The organism is Arthrobacter sp. yr096, from assembly GCF_900108925.1.
In the GTDB taxonomy this organism is placed as follows: Bacteria; Actinomycetota; Actinomycetes; order Actinomycetales; family Micrococcaceae; genus Arthrobacter.
Genome location: NZ_FNYI01000001.1, coordinates 439,419 through 456,353 on the forward strand (window position 1 = coordinate 439,419; position 16,935 = coordinate 456,353).

General features: G+C 63.4%; 18 protein-coding genes. 7 read left to right on the top strand and 11 right to left on the bottom strand.

Going from position 1 to position 16,935, the window contains the following annotated elements:
• The first annotated feature begins 124 nt into the window (after positions 1 to 124).
• From BMY91_RS02065 to BMY91_RS02085, 5 genes are read left to right on the top strand one after another with little or no spacing between them, the layout of a single operon-like run.
• Positions 125 to 349: a DUF3188 domain-containing protein gene (locus BMY91_RS02065; protein ID WP_090817643.1), complete on the top strand. Its 225-nt coding sequence runs from the start codon at positions 125 to 127 to the stop codon at positions 347 to 349.
• Between the two features lie 49 nt (positions 350 to 398).
• Positions 399 to 848, top strand: a complete 450-nt coding sequence (locus BMY91_RS02070) for an FAS1-like dehydratase domain-containing protein (RefSeq protein ID WP_090817646.1) — start codon at positions 399 to 401, stop codon at positions 846 to 848.
• 2 nt (positions 849 to 850) lie between these two features.
• Positions 851 to 1,288 (top strand): MaoC family dehydratase, encoded by a 438-nt coding sequence (locus BMY91_RS02075; RefSeq protein ID WP_090817649.1) that lies wholly within the window; start codon positions 851 to 853, stop codon positions 1,286 to 1,288.
• 41 nt (positions 1,289 to 1,329) lie between these two features.
• On the top strand, positions 1,330 to 2,625 hold the full coding sequence (locus BMY91_RS02080; RefSeq protein ID WP_090819070.1) for an MFS transporter: 1,296 nt from the start codon (positions 1,330 to 1,332) through the stop codon (positions 2,623 to 2,625).
• A 9-nt stretch (positions 2,626 to 2,634) separates the two neighbouring features.
• Positions 2,635 to 3,702, top strand: a complete 1,068-nt coding sequence (locus tag BMY91_RS02085; protein ID WP_090817652.1) for a UDP-N-acetylmuramate dehydrogenase — start codon at positions 2,635 to 2,637, stop codon at positions 3,700 to 3,702.
• A 44-nt stretch (positions 3,703 to 3,746) separates the two neighbouring features.
• On the opposite strand, the gene BMY91_RS02090 is transcribed toward BMY91_RS02085, so the two are convergent.
• Positions 3,747 to 4,226 (bottom strand): hypothetical protein, encoded by a 480-nt coding sequence (locus BMY91_RS02090; protein WP_090817655.1) that lies wholly within the window; start codon positions 4,224 to 4,226, stop codon positions 3,747 to 3,749.
• Between the two features lie 85 nt (positions 4,227 to 4,311).
• Here BMY91_RS02090 and BMY91_RS02095 point away from each other — a divergent pair, with 85 nt between their 5' ends.
• Positions 4,312 to 5,445: a winged helix DNA-binding domain-containing protein gene (locus tag BMY91_RS02095; RefSeq protein ID WP_090817658.1), complete on the top strand. Its 1,134-nt coding sequence runs from the start codon at positions 4,312 to 4,314 to the stop codon at positions 5,443 to 5,445.
• A gap of 83 nt (positions 5,446 to 5,528) precedes the next feature.
• On the opposite strand, the gene asd is transcribed toward BMY91_RS02095, so the two are convergent.
• From asd to BMY91_RS02145, 10 genes are all read right to left on the bottom strand, one after another.
• Positions 5,529 to 6,671 carry an aspartate-semialdehyde dehydrogenase gene (gene asd, locus BMY91_RS02100; RefSeq protein WP_090817661.1) on the bottom strand — a complete coding sequence of 381 codons (1,143 nt, stop codon included), beginning with the start codon at positions 6,669 to 6,671 and terminating at the stop codon, positions 5,529 to 5,531.
• A 106-nt stretch (positions 6,672 to 6,777) separates the two neighbouring features.
• Positions 6,778 to 6,999 (bottom strand): NF038396 family protein, encoded by a 222-nt coding sequence (locus tag BMY91_RS02105; RefSeq protein WP_090817665.1) that lies wholly within the window; start codon positions 6,997 to 6,999, stop codon positions 6,778 to 6,780.
• 9 nt (positions 7,000 to 7,008) lie between these two features.
• Positions 7,009 to 7,608: a dihydrofolate reductase gene (locus BMY91_RS02110; RefSeq protein WP_090817668.1), complete on the bottom strand. Its 600-nt coding sequence runs from the start codon at positions 7,606 to 7,608 to the stop codon at positions 7,009 to 7,011.
• On the bottom strand, positions 7,605 to 8,408 hold the full coding sequence (locus BMY91_RS02115) for a thymidylate synthase (RefSeq protein WP_090817671.1): 804 nt from the start codon (positions 8,406 to 8,408) through the stop codon (positions 7,605 to 7,607). Before BMY91_RS02115 ends, BMY91_RS02110 begins: the two co-directional genes overlap by 4 nt.
• Positions 8,405 to 8,797, bottom strand: a complete 393-nt coding sequence (locus BMY91_RS02120) for a GntR family transcriptional regulator (protein WP_090817674.1) — start codon at positions 8,795 to 8,797, stop codon at positions 8,405 to 8,407. Before BMY91_RS02120 ends, BMY91_RS02115 begins: the two co-directional genes overlap by 4 nt.
• The gene (locus BMY91_RS02125) at positions 8,794 to 10,437 is read right to left on the bottom strand and encodes a hypothetical protein (RefSeq protein ID WP_143054036.1); all 1,644 of its coding nucleotides are present in this window, start codon (positions 10,435 to 10,437) and stop codon (positions 8,794 to 8,796) included. Before BMY91_RS02125 ends, BMY91_RS02120 begins: the two co-directional genes overlap by 4 nt.
• Positions 10,438 to 10,535: 98 nt before the next feature.
• Positions 10,536 to 11,504, bottom strand: a complete 969-nt coding sequence (locus BMY91_RS02130; RefSeq protein ID WP_090817680.1) for an NUDIX hydrolase — start codon at positions 11,502 to 11,504, stop codon at positions 10,536 to 10,538.
• 9 nt (positions 11,505 to 11,513) lie between these two features.
• Complete coding sequence (locus tag BMY91_RS02135; protein ID WP_090817683.1) at positions 11,514 to 13,763, bottom strand: RNA degradosome polyphosphate kinase; 2,250 nt, start codon at positions 13,761 to 13,763, stop codon at positions 11,514 to 11,516.
• Positions 13,764 to 13,866: 103 nt separating this feature from the next.
• Positions 13,867 to 14,838 (bottom strand): mycothiol synthase, encoded by a 972-nt coding sequence (mshD, locus tag BMY91_RS02140; RefSeq protein ID WP_090817685.1) that lies wholly within the window; start codon positions 14,836 to 14,838, stop codon positions 13,867 to 13,869.
• 247 nt (positions 14,839 to 15,085) lie between these two features.
• Positions 15,086 to 15,784, bottom strand: a complete 699-nt coding sequence (locus BMY91_RS02145; RefSeq protein WP_090817688.1) for a winged helix-turn-helix transcriptional regulator — start codon at positions 15,782 to 15,784, stop codon at positions 15,086 to 15,088.
• 260 nt (positions 15,785 to 16,044) lie between these two features.
• On the opposite strand from BMY91_RS02145, the gene BMY91_RS02150 reads away from it, so the two are divergent.
• Positions 16,045 to 16,779: a permease gene (locus BMY91_RS02150; protein ID WP_090817691.1), complete on the top strand. Its 735-nt coding sequence runs from the start codon at positions 16,045 to 16,047 to the stop codon at positions 16,777 to 16,779.
• Positions 16,780 to 16,935: the final 156 nt, after the last annotated feature.

Genomic DNA, 16,935 nt, shown 5'->3' on the forward strand with positions numbered 1-16,935 from the left:
GTTGTGGGGCCCGGTTTACGGGGTATTCCTGGGTTTAGGGACGCAGAGCAGGCCTCGCAACGCTCTCGCCTCCCGTTGCCCGGCCCACGCGAACCCACCAACCGCGCCCCGGTAGACTTGGACGGTGCTGAACGAATTCTGGGCCACCGCCTCCACGTCCTACAAAGCGCTGGTTTTCAGCGCCATGGGACTGATCGCCGTCGGACTCATCATGTCCATTGTCGGAAACACCTCCGGCAACCAAGGGCTGGCCATGGCGTCCTTGCCCGTGATCGGCGTGGGTCTGTTGCTGCATGTCACCGGACTGGTCATTCGAGGCCAAAAGATTCGCAAGACCTACAAGAAGTAAGGCCCGCTCAGCGGGGCAGCAATTTCCCGTGGCCCGATAGGGTTGGACCATGAGTATTAATCCGGACCTGCAGGGTCGCAGTTACCCTGCCGCAGAGGTTTACGACGTCGGCCGTGAAAAGATCCGCGAGTTCGCGAAGGCTGTGAAAGCCAGCAACCCCGCGCATTTCGATGTTGAGGCAGCCAAGGCCCTGGGCCACAGCGACCTCGTCGCCCCGCCAACGTTTGCCATTATTGTCGCCCAGCGCGCTGATGCGCAGTTGGTGGAGGACCCTGAGTCGGGCATCGATTTTTCCCGCGTGGTCCACGCCGACCAGCGCTTCACCCACCACCGCGCCATCGTTGCCGGCGACCGCCTGGTGGCCGAACTGCACGTCGACGGCGTCCGTGCCATGGGTGGGGGAGCCATGATCACCACGCGCTCTGAAATTTCCACCGAGTCAGGCGAAAGGGTCGCCACCACCACCTCGTCCATCCTGGTCCGCGGAGAGGGACAGTAACCATGAGCCCCACATTCGAAGAACTGACGGTTGGCCAGGAGATTGGCACCCGCAGCATTGACGTTACCCGCCAGGATCTGGTCAAGTACGCGGGAGCTTCCGGCGACTTCAACCCCATCCACTGGAACGAAGCGTTCGCGACCTCCGTTGAGCTGCCGGGCGTCATCGCGCACGGCATGTTCACCATGGGTGCCGCAGTGCAACTGGTCAGTGACTGGGCGGGCGATCCAGCCGCCGTCGTCGACTACCAGACCCGATTCACCAAGCCCGTCCTCGTCACCGACACCACGGGCTCTGGTGAAGCCGGCGCTGTCATTGACGTCACCGGCGTAGTGGGCGCGCTCGACGTCGATGCCCGCACCGCGCGCATCGACCTCACCGTCGTGGCTGCCGGCCAAAAAGTCCTCATGAAGTCCCAGGCGGTTGTGAAGGTCCCTTGAACCAACTGAATACCTTCCAACGGCGCGCCACTCCGACTGAAATGTCGCGGTGGCGCGCCGCTGTTCTTGCTTCCTACGCTGCCAGCGGCATCGCGTTTGCCACGTGGGTGTCGCGTCTGCCCGCCATCCGCGACGGACTGGATCTCACGCCCGGCGGCATCGGGCTTTTGCTGATGTGCATGACCGTCGCATCGTTCATTTCGATCTCCGCATCAGGTCTCATCGTGCTGCGGCTTGGGCCCAAGCTGACCACCAGGATCGGCAGCTCCATGGTGGGTGTTGGCCTGGTGACTGTGGGTTTTGGTGCTTCAGTTGTGGCGAATCCGCTGGTGGTGGCGGCCGGACTTGTGGTGCTTGGCCTCGGCACGGCCAGTTGGAACACAGCGTCCAACGTGGAGGGAGCAGCCCTCGAGCGCGCCATGGAACGCCACATCATGCCGCACCTGCATGGTGCATTCAGCCTCGGTACCGTAGCGGCTGCTGGTTTTGGTGCCTGGGCAGCTGCCGTGCACATGCCGGTGTTCTGGCATTTCCTGATCTCCGGGGTGGTAGTTACGGCGTCAGTGGTGACCGCCGGTTTCTGGTTCCGCGCGGAGAAAACAGCGCCCGCGCAGCAAACTTTCCGCCCGGCTCAACCAGATACTTTCCAGGATCCGTCCACTGGACCGCTCCCGATTATCACTGCAGAGTCGGCGGACCGGGAGGGTACCCAAGGCGAAGCTCCGGCACCGCTGGACAACAAGCGGCTTGTTGCCCTTGCCTGGCGTGACCGCCGGACCTTGCTGATCGGCGTCCTGGTCCTCGGCCTGGCGCTGGCTGAAGGCGCTGCCGGCGACTGGGTGGCCCTGGCACTTGCTGACGGCCATGGACAAACGGATGCCGCAGGGGCAATTGGCTATGGGCTGTTTGTCACGTTCATGACCATCGGTCGCTTCGCGGGAACGTCCATCCTGGACCGGTTCGGACGGGTGCTGGTGATGCGCTGGTGCTCGGCCACGGCCGTCGTGGGTCTTGCGCTCTTCGTTTTTGCCCCTGCCCCGTGGCTCGCGTTCGTGGCCCTGGCCGTGTGGGGCCTTGGCGCATCGCTCGGGTTCCCGGTGGGGATGTCCGCTGCCGCCGATGACCCGGTCCACGCGGCGGCCCGCGTCTCGGTGGTCTCAACCATCGGCTACGGGGCGTTTCTTTGTGGTCCGCCGCTGCTGGGGCTTCTGGCCGAACACTTCGGGATCCTCCATTCGCTGCTGGCCCCGTTGGCGCTGCTGGTGGTGAGTTTCTTCCTGGCCCCCCTGTCCGGTAAGCAACAGGCACAGTCCATGCACGCCAACGAAGCCCGTTAGGCTTGATTGGTGACCCAAACGCTGCTTTCCGAATTGACCACAGCCGCTGTAGGCGGCCCCGCAGGAAACTTTGTGGAGGCCCGTACCGAAGCTGACATCATCGACGCCGTTCGCTCGGCCGACGCTGCCGGCGAGAGACTGCTGATCATCGGCGGTGGCTCCAACCTCCTGATTTCGGACGACGGCTACCCCGGGACTGTCCTGAAAATCGCGTCCGAGGGCTTCACCGTGAACTCCGAAGACAGCTGTGGCGGTGTGTCCGTGGTGGTGCATGCCGGCCACAACTGGGATGCGCTGGTGGAGCACGCCGTGTTGCATGCATGGTCCGGGCTGGAAGCTTTGTCCGGGATTCCGGGGGCCACCGGCGCCACTCCCGTTCAAAACGTGGGGGCTTACGGAGCCGATGTTTCACAGACCATTGCGGCCGTGCGGACATGGGACCGTGAGCGCAACGCAGTCCAGACCTTCACCAATTCCGAGCTCAGATTCGGTTACCGCGATTCGATCCTGAAGCAGACCACTGTTGAGGGTTCGCCCCGCTACGTGGTGCTGACGGTGGAGTTCCAGTTGCCGCTGGGCCGAATGAGTGCCCCCATCCGCTACGCTGAGCTGGCCCGGGTCCTGGGGGTGGACGCAGGCAAGCGCGCCTACTCCAACGATGTGCGTCGGGAAGTGCTCCGGCTCCGCGCGTCCAAGGGCATGGTCCTGAACGCGGCAGACCGGGACACGTATTCCACGGGCTCGTTCTTTACCAACCCGATTGTGCCTGCGGATCGTGCAGCAGGGCTGCCGGACAATGCACCCCAGTATCCTGCTGGATCTGATGGACTGGTGAAGCTCTCCGCAGCCTGGCTCATCGACCACGCTGGCTTTGGCAAGGGATTCGGGCTTGAGGAGACCAGCGTTTCCGGTGGGCGGGCATCTCTGTCCACCAAGCACACCTTGGCTATCACCAACCGGGGGTCAGCCTCCACCGCGGACATGGTGGCCATCGCGCGCGAGGTGAGGGCCGGCGTCGTCGAACGTTTTGGTATTGAACTGCACCCTGAGCCGTTGCTGATCGGGGTCAGCCTCTAGGCATTCCCCCGGATGCCGCCGCTTTTCGGAGCGTGGCCCTGGTGTTAGCGCGTCCGCCGCTCGGCGATGGGCAGGATCCTGTTGAGCAGCAGGAAAGTGAGTCCGCAGCTGACGGAGCCAAGCAGGAAGATCTGGCTGAATGCGATGCTTTGCGGGGATGGTCCGCTGGGCATGAACAGCCCGGCCATGGCGAAGCCCAGCAGTCCCAGAAGCATCACGATGGATCCAAGCAGGAAGCTGCGGACCTGGGCTGCCGCCGCCGGGTAGAACCAAGGTTCTGGAGCCTCGTCGTCCCGTTCGGCTACGGGCTGGCTGGCCGCAGCACTTCCGATCAGGAGCGCGGCTGCGGCCGTGGCAACCAAGCTGGCGGTTTGGATGGCCTGCATGGAAGGGGAGAGGCTCACGCCCGTCCCCACTGCCACAATCAACCCGGCGCCCAGTCCTACCAGCGTGCAGAACCAGCCGGCGGTAGCCAACCACCGGCTCAGCGGCCGCACAAACGGAGCAAGATCACCGAAAAGCATGAATCCATCCTAGGATCTGCTGCTGGTAGGCGGCTGGGAAGCGCGGCAAGGTTCCCTGTGCCCGCAGGCCCTTTTAGGATGAAGCATGCTTTCAGCCCGCACCACCCTCAGTCCGCGCGTCATGGGCCGGTTGCGGCTCGCCAGCCAAGGCCTGGTGGCCGGTGGGTTTCCCTCAGTCCCGGACGCAGTCCGTTGGATGACGGCCATGCAGGCACAGGACCTGGGCTCTGCCTTGTGGGCGGTGGGACAGCGCGTCCCCGGTACTGCGGCCTCGGATGTCCGCGGAGCCCTCGACGCCGGGACCATGGTCCGTTCGTGGCCGATGCGCGGCACCCTGCATCTGCTCGCGCCTGAAGACCTGCGGTGGATACTGGGCATCACCAGCGACAGGCTGATGAATATGGTGGCAGGGCGTCATCGCGAGCTGGCCATCACCGCGGACGACATCAGCCACTGCCGGGACATCGCCTTCAAAACCGTTGAGGAGCTCAAAACCACAGAGGGCGCAGCCGGTGCCAGCCGGGAGCAGCTCTTCCAGGCGTTCGAGGAAGCAGGCCAGATCACCAAGGCCCAACGCGGCATCCACTTGCTCGGCAGCCTGTGCCAGCGCGCGCTGCTCGTCCAAGGGCCCATGGCGGCGTCCAACGGCAAGGTGGGCGTTCAGCAACTGTTCGTGCCTTTCGAGGACTGGATCCCGCAATCGCGGGACCTGGGGCGTGGGGAAGGGATTGCCGAGTTGCTGTTCCGCTACATCCGCAGCCATGGCCCCGCGACAGTCAGGGACTTCTCGTGGTGGAGCCAGGTGCCGCTCACCGAGGCACGTGCCGCCCTCAAGGAGGTGCAGGATCGTTTGGTTGAGGTGGCGTTTGGCGGCGCCAGCTACTGGCTTTCGCCGGAGACGGCAGCAATGCTCGACGACGACGTCCCCGGCGCCCGCTCGCTGCTGGCTCTCCCCGGCTTCGATGAGTATCTGCTCGGGTACCAGGACCGGAGCCTGGTCCTGGCCCCTGAGTTCGCCGGGTTGGTGGTGCCGGGGAAGAACGGCGTGTTCAAGCGAATCATGGTGTCCGGCGGTGAGGTTGTGGGGACGTGGGCGCGGACGGTGAAAGGCAAAGCCGTCGGTGTCGTGCCGGAGCCATTCACAGGGCAGCTGGGTCCGGCCGCTGAGCGCTCGTTCCAGGCCCAGGGTCGTGCTTACCTGAAGTTCATGGCCGGCTGAACCCCCTAACACGTGGAAAACCCGCTGTTCCGTTGCGGGACAGCAACGGAACAGCGGGTTTAGCGACGTACTGAATGCAGGGGCTAGAGCTTGCCCGTGGCGATGTTGAGCATGCGGCGGAGCGGCTCGGCCGCACCCCACAGGAGTTGGTCGCCCACGGTGAAGGCGCTGATGTACTCCGGGCCCATTTCGAGCTTGCGGATACGGCCCACAGGGATGTCAAGCGTGCCGGATGCAGCCACCGGGGTCAGGTCCGCCATGGACGCTTCCTTGGTGTTCGGGATGACCTTGGCCCACTCGTTGTCCTTGGCCAGGAGGTTCTCGATCTCCGTGACGGACAGGTCTTCGCGCAGCTTGAGAGTGAGGGCCTGGGAGTGGGACCGCATGGCGCCGATGCGGATGCACAGGCCGTCCATGGCGATGTGGTCCTTGCCGGCTGTGCCGTTTCCGGTGCCGAGGATCTTGTTGGTCTCTACTCCGGCTTTCCATTCTTCCTTGGACTGGCCGTTGCCGAGGTCGGCATCGATCCAGGGAATCAGGGAACCTGCCAGCGGCACACCGAACTGCGTGGCGTCCACACCGGTGCGCTGTGCTGCGAGAACCTTGTGGTCGATTTCCAGAATGGCCGATGCGGGGTCGTCCAGTTCGCTGCTGACCTCATTGTTGAGGGTGCCGAACTGGTTCAGGAGCTCGCGCATGTGGCGGGCGCCGCCGCCGGATGCGGCCTGGTACGTCATGGAGGTGCCCCACTCCACGAGGTTGTTCTTGAACAGGCCCCCGAGTCCCATGAGCATGCAGGAGACCGTACAGTTGCCGCCGATGAAGTCCTTCACGCCACCGGAAAGGCCGGCATCGATGACATCTCGGTTGATGGGATCCAGCACGATGATCGAATCGTCATTCATGCGCAGGGTGGAAGCAGCATCGATCCAGAGGCCGTCCCAGCCACGGCTGCGGAGTTCGCCATGGACCTGCTTGGTGTAGTCGCCGCCCTGGGCAGTGACAATAATCGGCAGCTTGGCCAGCGTCTCAATATCGAACGCATCCTCGAGCTTGCCGGCCCCATCAGCGAAGGACGGGGAGGCACCTCCTGCGTTCGAGGTGGAGAAAAATACCGGGTTGATGTTGGCGAAGTCGTTCTCTTCCTGCATGCGCTGCATCAGGACGGAGCCGACCATGCCACGCCAACCGACCAGTCCTACGGACGGATTAGCTGCTGTAGTCATTCACCAAGTCTAAACTTTGGGAGCAAACTGCCGCTGTTGGTTACGTCACGCGTGCGACGTACGACGTCGGCTCCTGGCCGGGCGGCCTGCGCGCCTCCCGCTGCGGCTAGTGTCCGATGTCGGGTTCTTGCAGCAACACGGCCTTGCGCTTGCGCAGGGCGAAGAACGCACCGAAGGTAAATACCTGCGTCAGCACCACCAGGATGATGATGCCAACAATCCGGTTGCCACCCAGGATCATGGTCAGCCCCACAATGGCGGAGATCAGGGCGAAGAGCGGCAGCAGCATGTAGCCCAGCACGAACAGGGTTTCAGGTTTTTTCAACATACTGCTTTCCTAGCTTTCTTTCCGTCGCCACGTGGTGAACCGGAAGTTCGTGCCGTTCTTGGCGGTGAGCCAGCCCTCGGCCGGCGCCATGGTGTCGAAGGTCCAGTCGTCACCGAGTTCCGGTGCGAAAGTGTCGCCCTCACAGTCGGCGTCGATGATGGTAATCACCGCGAGGTTGGCGATGCCCATGGACTGTTCGAAGATCTCGGCACCGCCGATGATCCACACCTTGTGGCCGCCGGGTGCGAACTGTGATTCCAGCAGGGCATCGTCAAGGGAGGAGACCACCAAAGCGCCCTCCGCCTCGGGCGTGGAGGCCCATTCAGCGTTGCGGGTCACCACGATGTTGGTGCGTCCGGGCAGCGGGCGGTACTTCTCCGGGAAGGACTCCCAGGTCTTGCGGCCCATGATGACAGGGTGGCCTGTGGTGAGTTGGCTGAAGTGCTTCAGATCCTCCGGCAGGTGCCACGGCATGCTGCCGTCCTTGCCGATCACGCCAGAGGTGGTCTGCGCCCAGATCATGCCGATGCCGGTCATGGTGGCGGCAGTCTCCTGGGTGAAAATGACGCTGGGAAGCTGTGCCGGAATGTCGGAAGAAGAGGTGCTCATACCGCGATCGGCGCCTTGATGGTGGGGTGGTGGCGGTAGTCCACAACCTCGAAGTCATCCAGCGTGTAATCGAAAATGGAGTCCGGCTTGCGGAGGATCTTCAGCTGCGGGTAGTCGTACGGCTCGCGGCTGAGTTGCTCGGCCACTTGGTCAACGTGGTTGTCGTACACGTGGACATCTCCTCCGGTCCAGACGAATTCGCCGGGCTCAAGCCCAAGCTGCTGCGCCACCATGCGGGTCAGCAGGGCGTAGGAGGCAATGTTGAAGGGCACGCCCAGGAACGTGTCCGCGGAGCGCTGGTACAGCTGGCAGGACAGTTTGCCGTCAGCCACGTAGAACTGGAAGAAGGCATGGCACGGAGGCAAGGCCATGTCCTTGAGTTCGGACACATTCCATGCGGACACAATGTGCCGCCGCGAGTCCGGGTTGGAGGCGAGGTTGGACATCAGGTCAGAGATCTGGTCAATGTGCCCGCCGTCGGGGGTGGGCCAACTGCGCCACTGCACGCCGTAGACGGGGCCAAGCTCGCCGTCGGCATCCGCCCATTCGTCCCAGATGGAGACGCCTTGGTCCTGCATCCACTTCACGTTCGAGTCGCCGCGCAGGAACCACAGGAGCTCCACAGCCACGGACTTGAAATGCACCCGCTTGGTGGTGATCAGCGGGAAGCTCTCGGCAAGATCGAACCTCAACTGGCGGCCAAAAACGCTGCGCGTTCCGGTTCCGGTGCGGTCCGACTTGTGCGTGCCGTTGGCCATGACATCGCGCAGGAGGTCTTCATATGGGGTGGGGATGCTCACGAGTCCAGCTTACTTGCCAGCCGGCCACGAAGAAGATCAATGAGCGTTTCATCACTCACACCCGCGTCGCGCGCTGTCAGGATCAAAGCGTCGACGCCGGCAATCACCGCCACATCTCCACCCGCCATGCCGTGCGGCACCCGGGGCGGCCCGACGACGACGGTACCGTTCCGGCGTCGTGATTCAATCAGCCCGGACTGCTCCAGTTCCTTGTAGGCGCGGGCGACGGTCCCTGCGGCGATGCCCAGGTCAGCGGCCAGGCTGCGGACCGTGGGCAGCCGGCTACCGGGTTCAAGGACCCCGACGGCGATCAAGGAGCTGAGTTGCCTGCGGATCTGCTCGTACGGCGGGACGGGATCCGCCAGATCCACCGTGATCCCGGCGGTCATTGCGCGCGTTCCTCGTGCTTGGCGGCGTCGCCGCGGGGGATCTTCCGGAAAAGGCTGCGAACCGGTGTCACGGAGACCATGACGGCGATGACGGCCAGTACGATGCCGATCGTGGGGAGTGGGCTGGGGCCAATAGGATCGAGGCCTGGTTTGGGCGGGAAGAATCCATACCAGGCGTTGCCGGTGCTGATCAGCAGGACGGCTGCCTGTCCCAAGCAGTACGCGGCCAGCGTCCTGACTATGCGGTACATGCTGATGGCCCGCAGCGCGGCGTCCAGGCCTGTGTTCCCGATTGACTCGGGGATACCTCGACGGCGGCGCACTTTCAGGATGGCTGCTGCGCCGGCCAGTGCCACCACCATGGAGACAAGAACAGATGCCGGCCACGTCTTGGGGCTGAATGGCTTTACTTCTCCAGCCACAGCGAAAGCCACAGCCAGTGCCAACACCAGGGCGCTGCCTATCGCAAAGGACAGCAACCCCCGGGAAACGGGTTGGAGCGGCCACTGTACCGGAGGGTTGGAGGCTCCATAGTTCCTGGCTGTCAGGAGATCGCCCGCTGCTATGGCAGCCAAGAGAATCACGGCGATCATGCCGGTGATCGATGGAAAAGCCCACGGCTCAGGTGTTCGGGCCGGGATGAGGATCGCTGTGTAGCCGGCCAGTGCCGCAGTTCCGCCCACCACACCCAACGCGGCGCCGATGGAGAGACTGAGCCGGGCTGCCCCGTGGGTTCGTGGATCAGTGCGGAGCGTAGTGGCACTGATGGTCTTGTTTTCTGTGAGGAGTGACGGGAGTTCGGGAACGCGCCACCACCACATGACCAGGAGTACAGCCATGTTGACCAAGCCAAGCGCATTGAACCAGGACGACTGCCACAAGGCTCCGGGAGCTGGCTGTGCTGCGAAGTTCCCGGCGATGCCCGCGAGCCCGGCTGCGATGGTGGCCACCGTCCGGAGCAAACGGTTGGCGGCTATGGACCTCAAGACACTGTTGTCGGCACCATCCAGCGTTTCCAAGCGTCGCCGTCGAGCAATCAGCAGGAGGACCAGCCACGTTCCCAGGGCGAGAACCAGCAAGGCCCCGCCCAGCCAGGCGGCCAGCTCCCACCCGTGAATCCTGCCCTCCTGCCCTTGACCCATGTATCCGTTATCCAACGGCGGCGCCTGGCCCGGTGGGGTGGGCAGCACCGGTGTGTGGGCCGGGAGCGTGGCAATCCAGGCAATGACCAACGCTGCGAATGCAAAGATCGTGGCGGTGGTCCAGGCAAGTTTGCGGGGAAGGAAGTCCCTGATCCTTCGGACGGCCAGTTCGGCGTACCGGCGGGGCGCCTTGGGTGCTGGGTAGCTCAGCTGGCCCAACGCATGGACAGCGAGGCAGGCCAGAATTGGCCACGCCAATGCGCTGGCTATCTGCTCGGCAGTGGCCGGCGCGCTTGACGCAGTTGGATTCACCCGCAGGATCCCCGTATTCATGGCTCCCTGCAGGGAACTGGCCATCCACCCGATGATGCCCACCCAGAGGCCGTGCGACGCGACGGATTGGGCATCCGGTTTCGACCACACCTGCATCCGAAGGAACAGGTACACGATCACCGCGCCCACAACAGGGCCCAGGAACAACAGCGGTGGCAGGCTCAAGAACACGACGAAGACCCCCAAGTCTTTGTATCAAATGCTTGCTATCAATGTATCAAGCATTTGATACAAAAGTTGTGGGGGATGGTGCGCGTTGCGCGTTAGTCGTCGAAGGGCTTGACCTGTTCCACGGACACAATCTTCCGCTCGGATCCCCGGGCCACCTGGCAGACGATGACCTCGCCGGGAGAAAGGAAGGGGTCAGTGGTGGGAAGGAGAGCCCGCAGCGCCTGCGACATGTGCTGGCCCAGCTGCTTAAGGGCCGTGGGCAGCGCCGGGCGATGAGTGCAGACTGCGATTGGCACCTGCTTATCGAACAATGCCTCGACCGCCGCAGCCGTCTTCTTGGGAGAGCGCTGATGGTTGTGCTCAGTGAGGGCTTCCACCAGTTTCACCTTGGCCCCGCTGGCCTTGGCATAAGGGGCAATGGTGGCTACGCAGCGGGTCCACGGGCTGGTCACCACCCGCTGTGGTTTCCATACCTCCAACAGGCGTTGCACTGCCACTGCCTGCCGCTGACCCGTGGCGGCCAGCGGGCGGTCACCCTCAGCCTTGGTCCACGAGGACCGGGGTTTTGCCTTGGCATGGCGGATCAACACCAACGGCCACGTGTCCAGTTCACCGCGGACGTGAGCCTTCTCAAGATATTCCAGGGGCTCCACGTCCGTGGGATTGCTCAGGAAGGAAGCCGCACGGTCCGGACTGCACCACATGACGCTGTCTACTTCCTTGCCGTCAGGGCGGAGCTGTGCCCCATTAACCTTAACGGCCCAGTACCGAACCACTTTCAGGCCAGCGGCCACATGATAGTGAATCGCGGGGAGCGGTATGCCCAGCGGCGCCTGGAGGCCTATCTCCTCCCACACTTCACGCGCGGCGCACTCCGGGACGGTTTCGCCGGCGTCGAGCTTTCCTTTGGGCCATGACCAATCGTCGTAGCGCGGCCGGTGAATCAGAAGAACCTCAAGGGCGCCCTTGCTGATGCGCCAAGGAATAGCGCCGGCTGCAACTACGGCAACCGGCTCACCGGGGTGGTCTGTCTGATCCTGCACGGGGGTATCGCTGTTCAAGTGGTTCCTTTACCGCCGGGCCGATGCGCGCTGCCGTGAACGCGATTCCAGAAGCCAGGACTGCATGTCCAGGAGCGGCTTGCCGTCCTGGTCCAGGTGGAACCTCGTCCAATGGCCTTGGTTGTCCAGGTGCCAGCTCGCCGTTCCGTCGTCCACGTACCGACGCATCAGGTCCATGACTGTTGCTGTGTCTTCCTTGCTGGCCAGCTGGACCAGGGCCTCCACGCGGCGGTCCAGGTTACGGTGCATCATGTCGGCTGAGCCGATGTACACCACGGGCTCACCGCCATTGCCAAAGGCAAAGACGCGTGAGTGTTCAAGGAACCGGCCAAGGACGGAACGGACAGTGATGTTTTCGCTGAGCCCCGGCACGCCCGGACGCAGCGAGCAGATACCGCGGACCACCACGTCAACCTTCACGCCGGCCTGTGAGGCACGGTAGAGGGCATCAATAATGGCTTCGTCCACCATTGAGTTGACCTTGATCTGCACGAGCCCCGGGATGCCGGCGCGGGCGTTGCGGATTTCGGTTTCGATTCGGTCCACCAACCCGGCCCGGACTGATCGCGGTGCCACAAGAAGCCTCTTGAAAGTGGACTTGGGGGCGTAGCCGGAGAGCTGGTTGAAGAGCTTGGAAAGGTCTTCGCCCACTTGCTCATTGGCCGTCAGCAGGCCGAGGTCCTCATAGTAGCGGGCCGTACGGGGGTGGTAGTTGCCCGTGCCGATGTGGCAGTAACGGCGCAGGCCATCCACTTCCTGACGGACTACCAAGGACAACTTGCAGTGCGTCTTCAGGCCAACGATGCCGTAGACCACGTGCACGCCGGCCTGTTCCAGCTTGCGGGCCCAGGAGATATTCGCTTGCTCGTCAAAGCGTGCCTTGATCTCAACAAGGGCCAGGACCTGCTTGCCCGCCTCTGCTGCGTCGATCAGGGCGTCGACGATGGGGGAGTCGCCGGATGTGCGGTACAGCGTCTGCTTGATGGCCTGGACCTTAGGGTCCGCGGCTGCCTGCTCCAGGAAGGCCTGGACGGACGTAGAGAACGAGTCGTACGGGTGGTGGAGCAGGATGTCGCGTCGCCGCATGGCGGCAAAGACATTCGCGGCCTTGGACGTCTCAGACTCGTTGAGGTATCGCGAGGTGTGCGGCACGTGCTTGGGGTAGTGAAGATCGGCGCGGTCGATGCCGCTGATCGCGGACAGCCCGCGGAGATCCAGGGGAGCAGGCACAGAGTAGACCTCTGACTCCTCAACCCCAAGTTCCCGAATCAGCAGTGCCTTGATGTTCGGGTTGATGTCCGTGGTGACTTCCAAACGCACGGGAGGGCCGAAGCGGCGGCGCAGCAGTTCCTTCTCCAAGGCCTGCAGGAGGTTCTCGGCGTCGTCCTCTTCTACTTCCAGGTCCTCATTGCGGGTGACACGGAAGGTATGGTGCTCCAGCACCTCCATGCCGGGGAAGAGCTTATCCAGATGGACAGCGATGACTTCTTCCAAGGCGATGAACCGGGCCACGCGGCCAGGGATGGCACCCGCACGGGGACCGTCCACCGAGATGAGGCGGGGGAGCTGGTCCGGAACCTTCACACGGGCAAAGAGTTCCTTGTCGCTGATCGGATTGCTCACGATCACGGCGAGGTTCAGGGAGAGGCCGGAGATGTACGGGAAGGGGTGGGCTGGGTCCACGGCCAAGGGGGTCAGGATCGGGAAGACCTTCTCCTGGAACATGATGCTGATCCGGTGGCGGGCATCCTCATCGAGTTCGTGCCAGTGCATGATGTGGATGTGCTCGTAAGCCAGGGCAGGGCGGATCTGCTCGGCGAAGACGCGCGCATGGCGTTCCTGCAGCTTATGGGCCTCTTCACCGATCTGCTCCAGCACCTCGATGGGGCTCAGCCCTGCGGGTGAAGGCACGGCAAGGCCGGTGGCGATGCGGCGCTTGAGGCCGGCCACCCGGACCATGAAGAACTCGTCCAGGTTGGAAGCGAAGATCGAGAGGAAGTTGACGCGTTCCAGCAGGAACAGGTCAGGATCCTCGGCGAGCTCCAGTACGCGGGAGTTGAACGCAAGCCAACTCAGCTCACGGTCCAGGAAACGGTCCGGGGAGATGTCGCCTTCCGGCTCCAGGCTCGGTGCAAACTCAGGAATATCGATGCGGTCCTGGGTGGCTCGCGAGGCCGGCACTTCCGATGATCCGAAGCGCGGGGGCAGGGTTGCACCCTTCGAGGTGGATCCGGCGGTGCCGACGGGGTCCGGCTGCATGGGGTTCTCCTAAGCTCAGGACGGGGTTTCCTCCCACATTACAAGCAATTGTGGTGCCCGAATCCAAGATGTCACCGGCTTTCCGTCCGGCGATCTCCCAAGGTTAATTTTTGGTTACCGGACCATACATCACGTCGGTATCCCAACGAACGAAGCCGAGTTTCTGATAAAGGGCTACCGCGGCTGCGTTGTCGGCGTCTACGTAGAGCATCACCGCATGCAGGCCCTTGTCCTGGAGATGGTTGATACCCGCTACCGTCAACGCCTTGCCAAGACCCAGCCCTTGGGCCGCCGGCGTAACGCCCACCACGTACACCTCGCCGATGGCCGGGTGCGGACCTTGGCGGGGATGGACCTTCGTCCAGTGGAATCCCAACAGCTCGCCGCCGTCATTGACGGCCAACAGGAAGCCCCCGGGATCGAACCAGTCCTCCGCCTTGCGGGCTTCCAGATCCGCCAGGGTCATCGAACCCTGTTCGGGGTGGTGCGAGAACGCTGCGCGGTTGGCGTCCAGCCATGCTTGCTCGTCCTGGCCCGGCACGAAGGCGCGGAGGGAGACGCCATCCGGCAGGCCGGCGTCGGGCAGTGCAGAGGCCGAGGACATCAGCCGCATCTTCCACAGTTCACGTACTGGCCCGTATCCGAAGCGCGCGGCGAGTTCGGCGGCGGCTTCATGATTGCCGTGGGACCAGGCGCTCAAGCCGTCAAGGCTTCGTTTGCCCTGGAGTGCGCCCAGTAACCTGCCCGCCACACCCTGGTTGCGGTAGCTCGGGTGGACGGCCAACTCCAGCACGCCGCTCTGGTCCGGGCCTTCAACGACGACGGCGATTCCCGCGAGGTCCTCGGCGGTGGCCGGATCTGAGTCCTCGTCAGGAGCATAGAGGGCAAAGGAGAGGACGGAATGGTCGCCCGCGTCGACACCCCGCAGCATCACCAGAGTCTGCTCAGAGAGGGGAGGGTTCCCGTCGGACTCCTCCGCAGCGGCGGCGAGGGTCTTGAAGTCTTTCAGGAGCTCGGTGTCCAAGGCGCCGTTGATGATCAGTACGGGCCAGTTTTCCGGATGCGCGTGACTCATGATGCAAGGCTATACGTCCCACGCAAGCCGCGTGATTTGATGTCCCGGCGCAACGGCGGTAGTCTCGTTATCTCGCTCGGCTTTCGACTGGTTCGTCAGTGAGTGTTGGGGGGATCCACCAGTGGGGTGGCCTCGATACGTTCGACCCGTATGTCCTCCACCAAAAGCAGAAGAGGCCCGGATCCACAAAGATCCGGGCCTCTTCTGCTTTGTTGCAGCGGGTTCTTCGGTGAAGCGGCGGGCAGGCTCAGGCTTCCGAGAGTTCATCATCGGGGAGCCTGACCAGTGTGAGCCGGTACCCGACGTTGCGTACCGTGCTGATCAGGTTCTCGTGGTCCACGCCCAACTTGGCCCTGAGTCGCCGGATATGGACATCCACGGTCCTGGTGCCTCCGTAATAGTCGTAGCCCCACACTTCGGTCAGCAATTGCTGGCGGGTGAACACACGGCCCGGGTGCTGTGCCAAGTACTTCAGGAGTTCGAACTCCTTGAACGTCAGGTTCAGGGGTTGGCCATTCACACGCGCTGTGTAGCTCGCTTCGTCGATCACGACGCCGGCAGCCCGGATCTCGGTCTGGGTCTCCTCTTCGCCGGTGACGGCTCGCGCCATGGCCAGGCGGATCCGCGCTTCCACTTCGGCGGGTCCTGCGGAGTCCAGCACGATGTCATCTACTGCCCAGGCGGAGGAGACAGCAGCCATGCCGCCTTCCGTGAGGATCAGCATGAGGGGTGCGCTCAGGCCGGTGGCCTTGAGCAGCTGCGTCAGTGAGCGGGCGCCCACCAGGTCCTTGCGGGCATCCAGGAAAACGATGTCCGTAGGATCGGTTTCGAGCAGGGCGGTGGGTTCTGCCGGGAGGATGTGCACGCGGTGGTTGAGCAATTCCAAGGCAGGCAGAATGTCCACCGAAGAGCCGGTGCTGTTCGTTAGGAGCAGGATGTGCGACATAGTTCCTCCAATGGGCTTTACGCGCATCATCGGGCGTCGAAACCGGAGTCTCACCGGTCGGTCACAGCGCGCGTGCACCTCTGCCCGTTGTAACGGGATGAAGGCAAACACGGTGCGCCGTTGAAGTCTGAGTATACCCATCAGGGCCCCGCCAGACAGGGATTCGTGACGGGCAGGCGCCGGAATTACGACATATTGGGCCGGGTTAAGGCAGGATTGTCGAGAGGTCGTAAGGCGCATCGGATTGAGGTCGGCACACAGTGAAGTCTTGGAGCATCGGGGTATTTGGACTCGTGGCGCTCGCAGCCATCGTGGCCAGCACCTTCGTTTCCCGGGAAGCCATGGTGGGCGTTGGCATCGCGGCGTCCGCGGCTGTCGGGATTGGCTGGCCCCATTTCCTTGGAGTGCCGGCCAAGAAGACGCTGGCATCCGTCATCGCTTTGGCCGGCGCGGGATCAGCAGTGATTGCCGCGTACATGCCGGCACCAGGGTTCCTGGATGGAGCACCGGCCTTTATTGCCTTGGGCGTGATGGCAGTGTTCATCGTCCAGCTGGTCCGGGGCACTGGCCAGGCCCAACGCCTGGAATCCACACTGGGATGTTGCGCGGGAGTCCTTTTGAACTGCCTGGGCGCCGGGTGGATTGCCAGCGCCCGGTTCAACGGCGTACGGGAGATGGTCCTGGTGGCCGGCCTGAGCGCTGCTGTGGCCCTCCTGATCGGAATCATCCGCTGGCCGGACCGCATCGTGGCGCCCCTTGGTGTGGTGATGGCGGGCCTCATGGGGCCACTGGCCGGCCTCGTCTTCTCTGATATCGCGGTCCTCCCCGCCGCCCTGGTGGGCGTCGTGGTGGGGTCCGTGCTGGTGTGCTTCCGGCGGATGACCACCCTCCGCCGGGGACGCCTCAACATTCCTGCAGCTGTGGGAATGGGCGTAGCGCCTGTTTGGGCCGTGGGGGCTTTGGCATACTTCATTGACAAACTACTCATCTACTAACGGTTAGGATGGCATCATGTCTGTACTCGCATTTGAAATCTTCTTCCTCGTTCTCCTTGGCCTGGCAAGCGTTGCCATGGCTTGGTTTGCAGGTTTTGTCGTTTACCGCCTTTTCCAGGGCCAGAAGTAAGCCTTCTGATCCTGCTTTCCACGCAA

Excerpts from the sequence above, each read along its gene's own strand:
- BMY91_RS02070 (WP_090817646.1), top strand. The coding sequence starts at position 399 with ATGAGTATTAATCCGGACCTGCAGGGTCGCAGTTACCCTGCCGCAGAG.
- BMY91_RS02075 (WP_090817649.1), top strand. The coding sequence starts at position 851 with ATGAGCCCCACATTCGAAGAACTGACGGTTGGCCAGGAGATTGGCACC.
- BMY91_RS02080 (WP_090819070.1), top strand. The coding sequence starts at position 1,330 with ATGTCGCGGTGGCGCGCCGCTGTTCTTGCTTCCTACGCTGCCAGCGGC.
- BMY91_RS02090 (WP_090817655.1), bottom strand. The coding sequence starts at position 4,226 with ATGCTTTTCGGTGATCTTGCTCCGTTTGTGCGGCCGCTGAGCCGGTGG.
- BMY91_RS02095 (WP_090817658.1), top strand. The coding sequence starts at position 4,312 with ATGCTTTCAGCCCGCACCACCCTCAGTCCGCGCGTCATGGGCCGGTTG.
- asd (WP_090817661.1), bottom strand. The coding sequence starts at position 6,671 with ATGACTACAGCAGCTAATCCGTCCGTAGGACTGGTCGGTTGGCGTGGC.
- BMY91_RS02105 (WP_090817665.1), bottom strand. The coding sequence starts at position 6,999 with ATGTTGAAAAAACCTGAAACCCTGTTCGTGCTGGGCTACATGCTGCTG.
- BMY91_RS02110 (WP_090817668.1), bottom strand. The coding sequence starts at position 7,608 with ATGAGCACCTCTTCTTCCGACATTCCGGCACAGCTTCCCAGCGTCATT.
- BMY91_RS02120 (WP_090817674.1), bottom strand. The coding sequence starts at position 8,797 with ATGACCGCCGGGATCACGGTGGATCTGGCGGATCCCGTCCCGCCGTAC.
- BMY91_RS02135 (WP_090817683.1), bottom strand. The coding sequence starts at position 13,763 with ATGCAGCCGGACCCCGTCGGCACCGCCGGATCCACCTCGAAGGGTGCA.
- mshD (WP_090817685.1), bottom strand. The coding sequence starts at position 14,838 with ATGAGTCACGCGCATCCGGAAAACTGGCCCGTACTGATCATCAACGGC.
- BMY91_RS02145 (WP_090817688.1), bottom strand. The coding sequence starts at position 15,784 with ATGTCGCACATCCTGCTCCTAACGAACAGCACCGGCTCTTCGGTGGAC.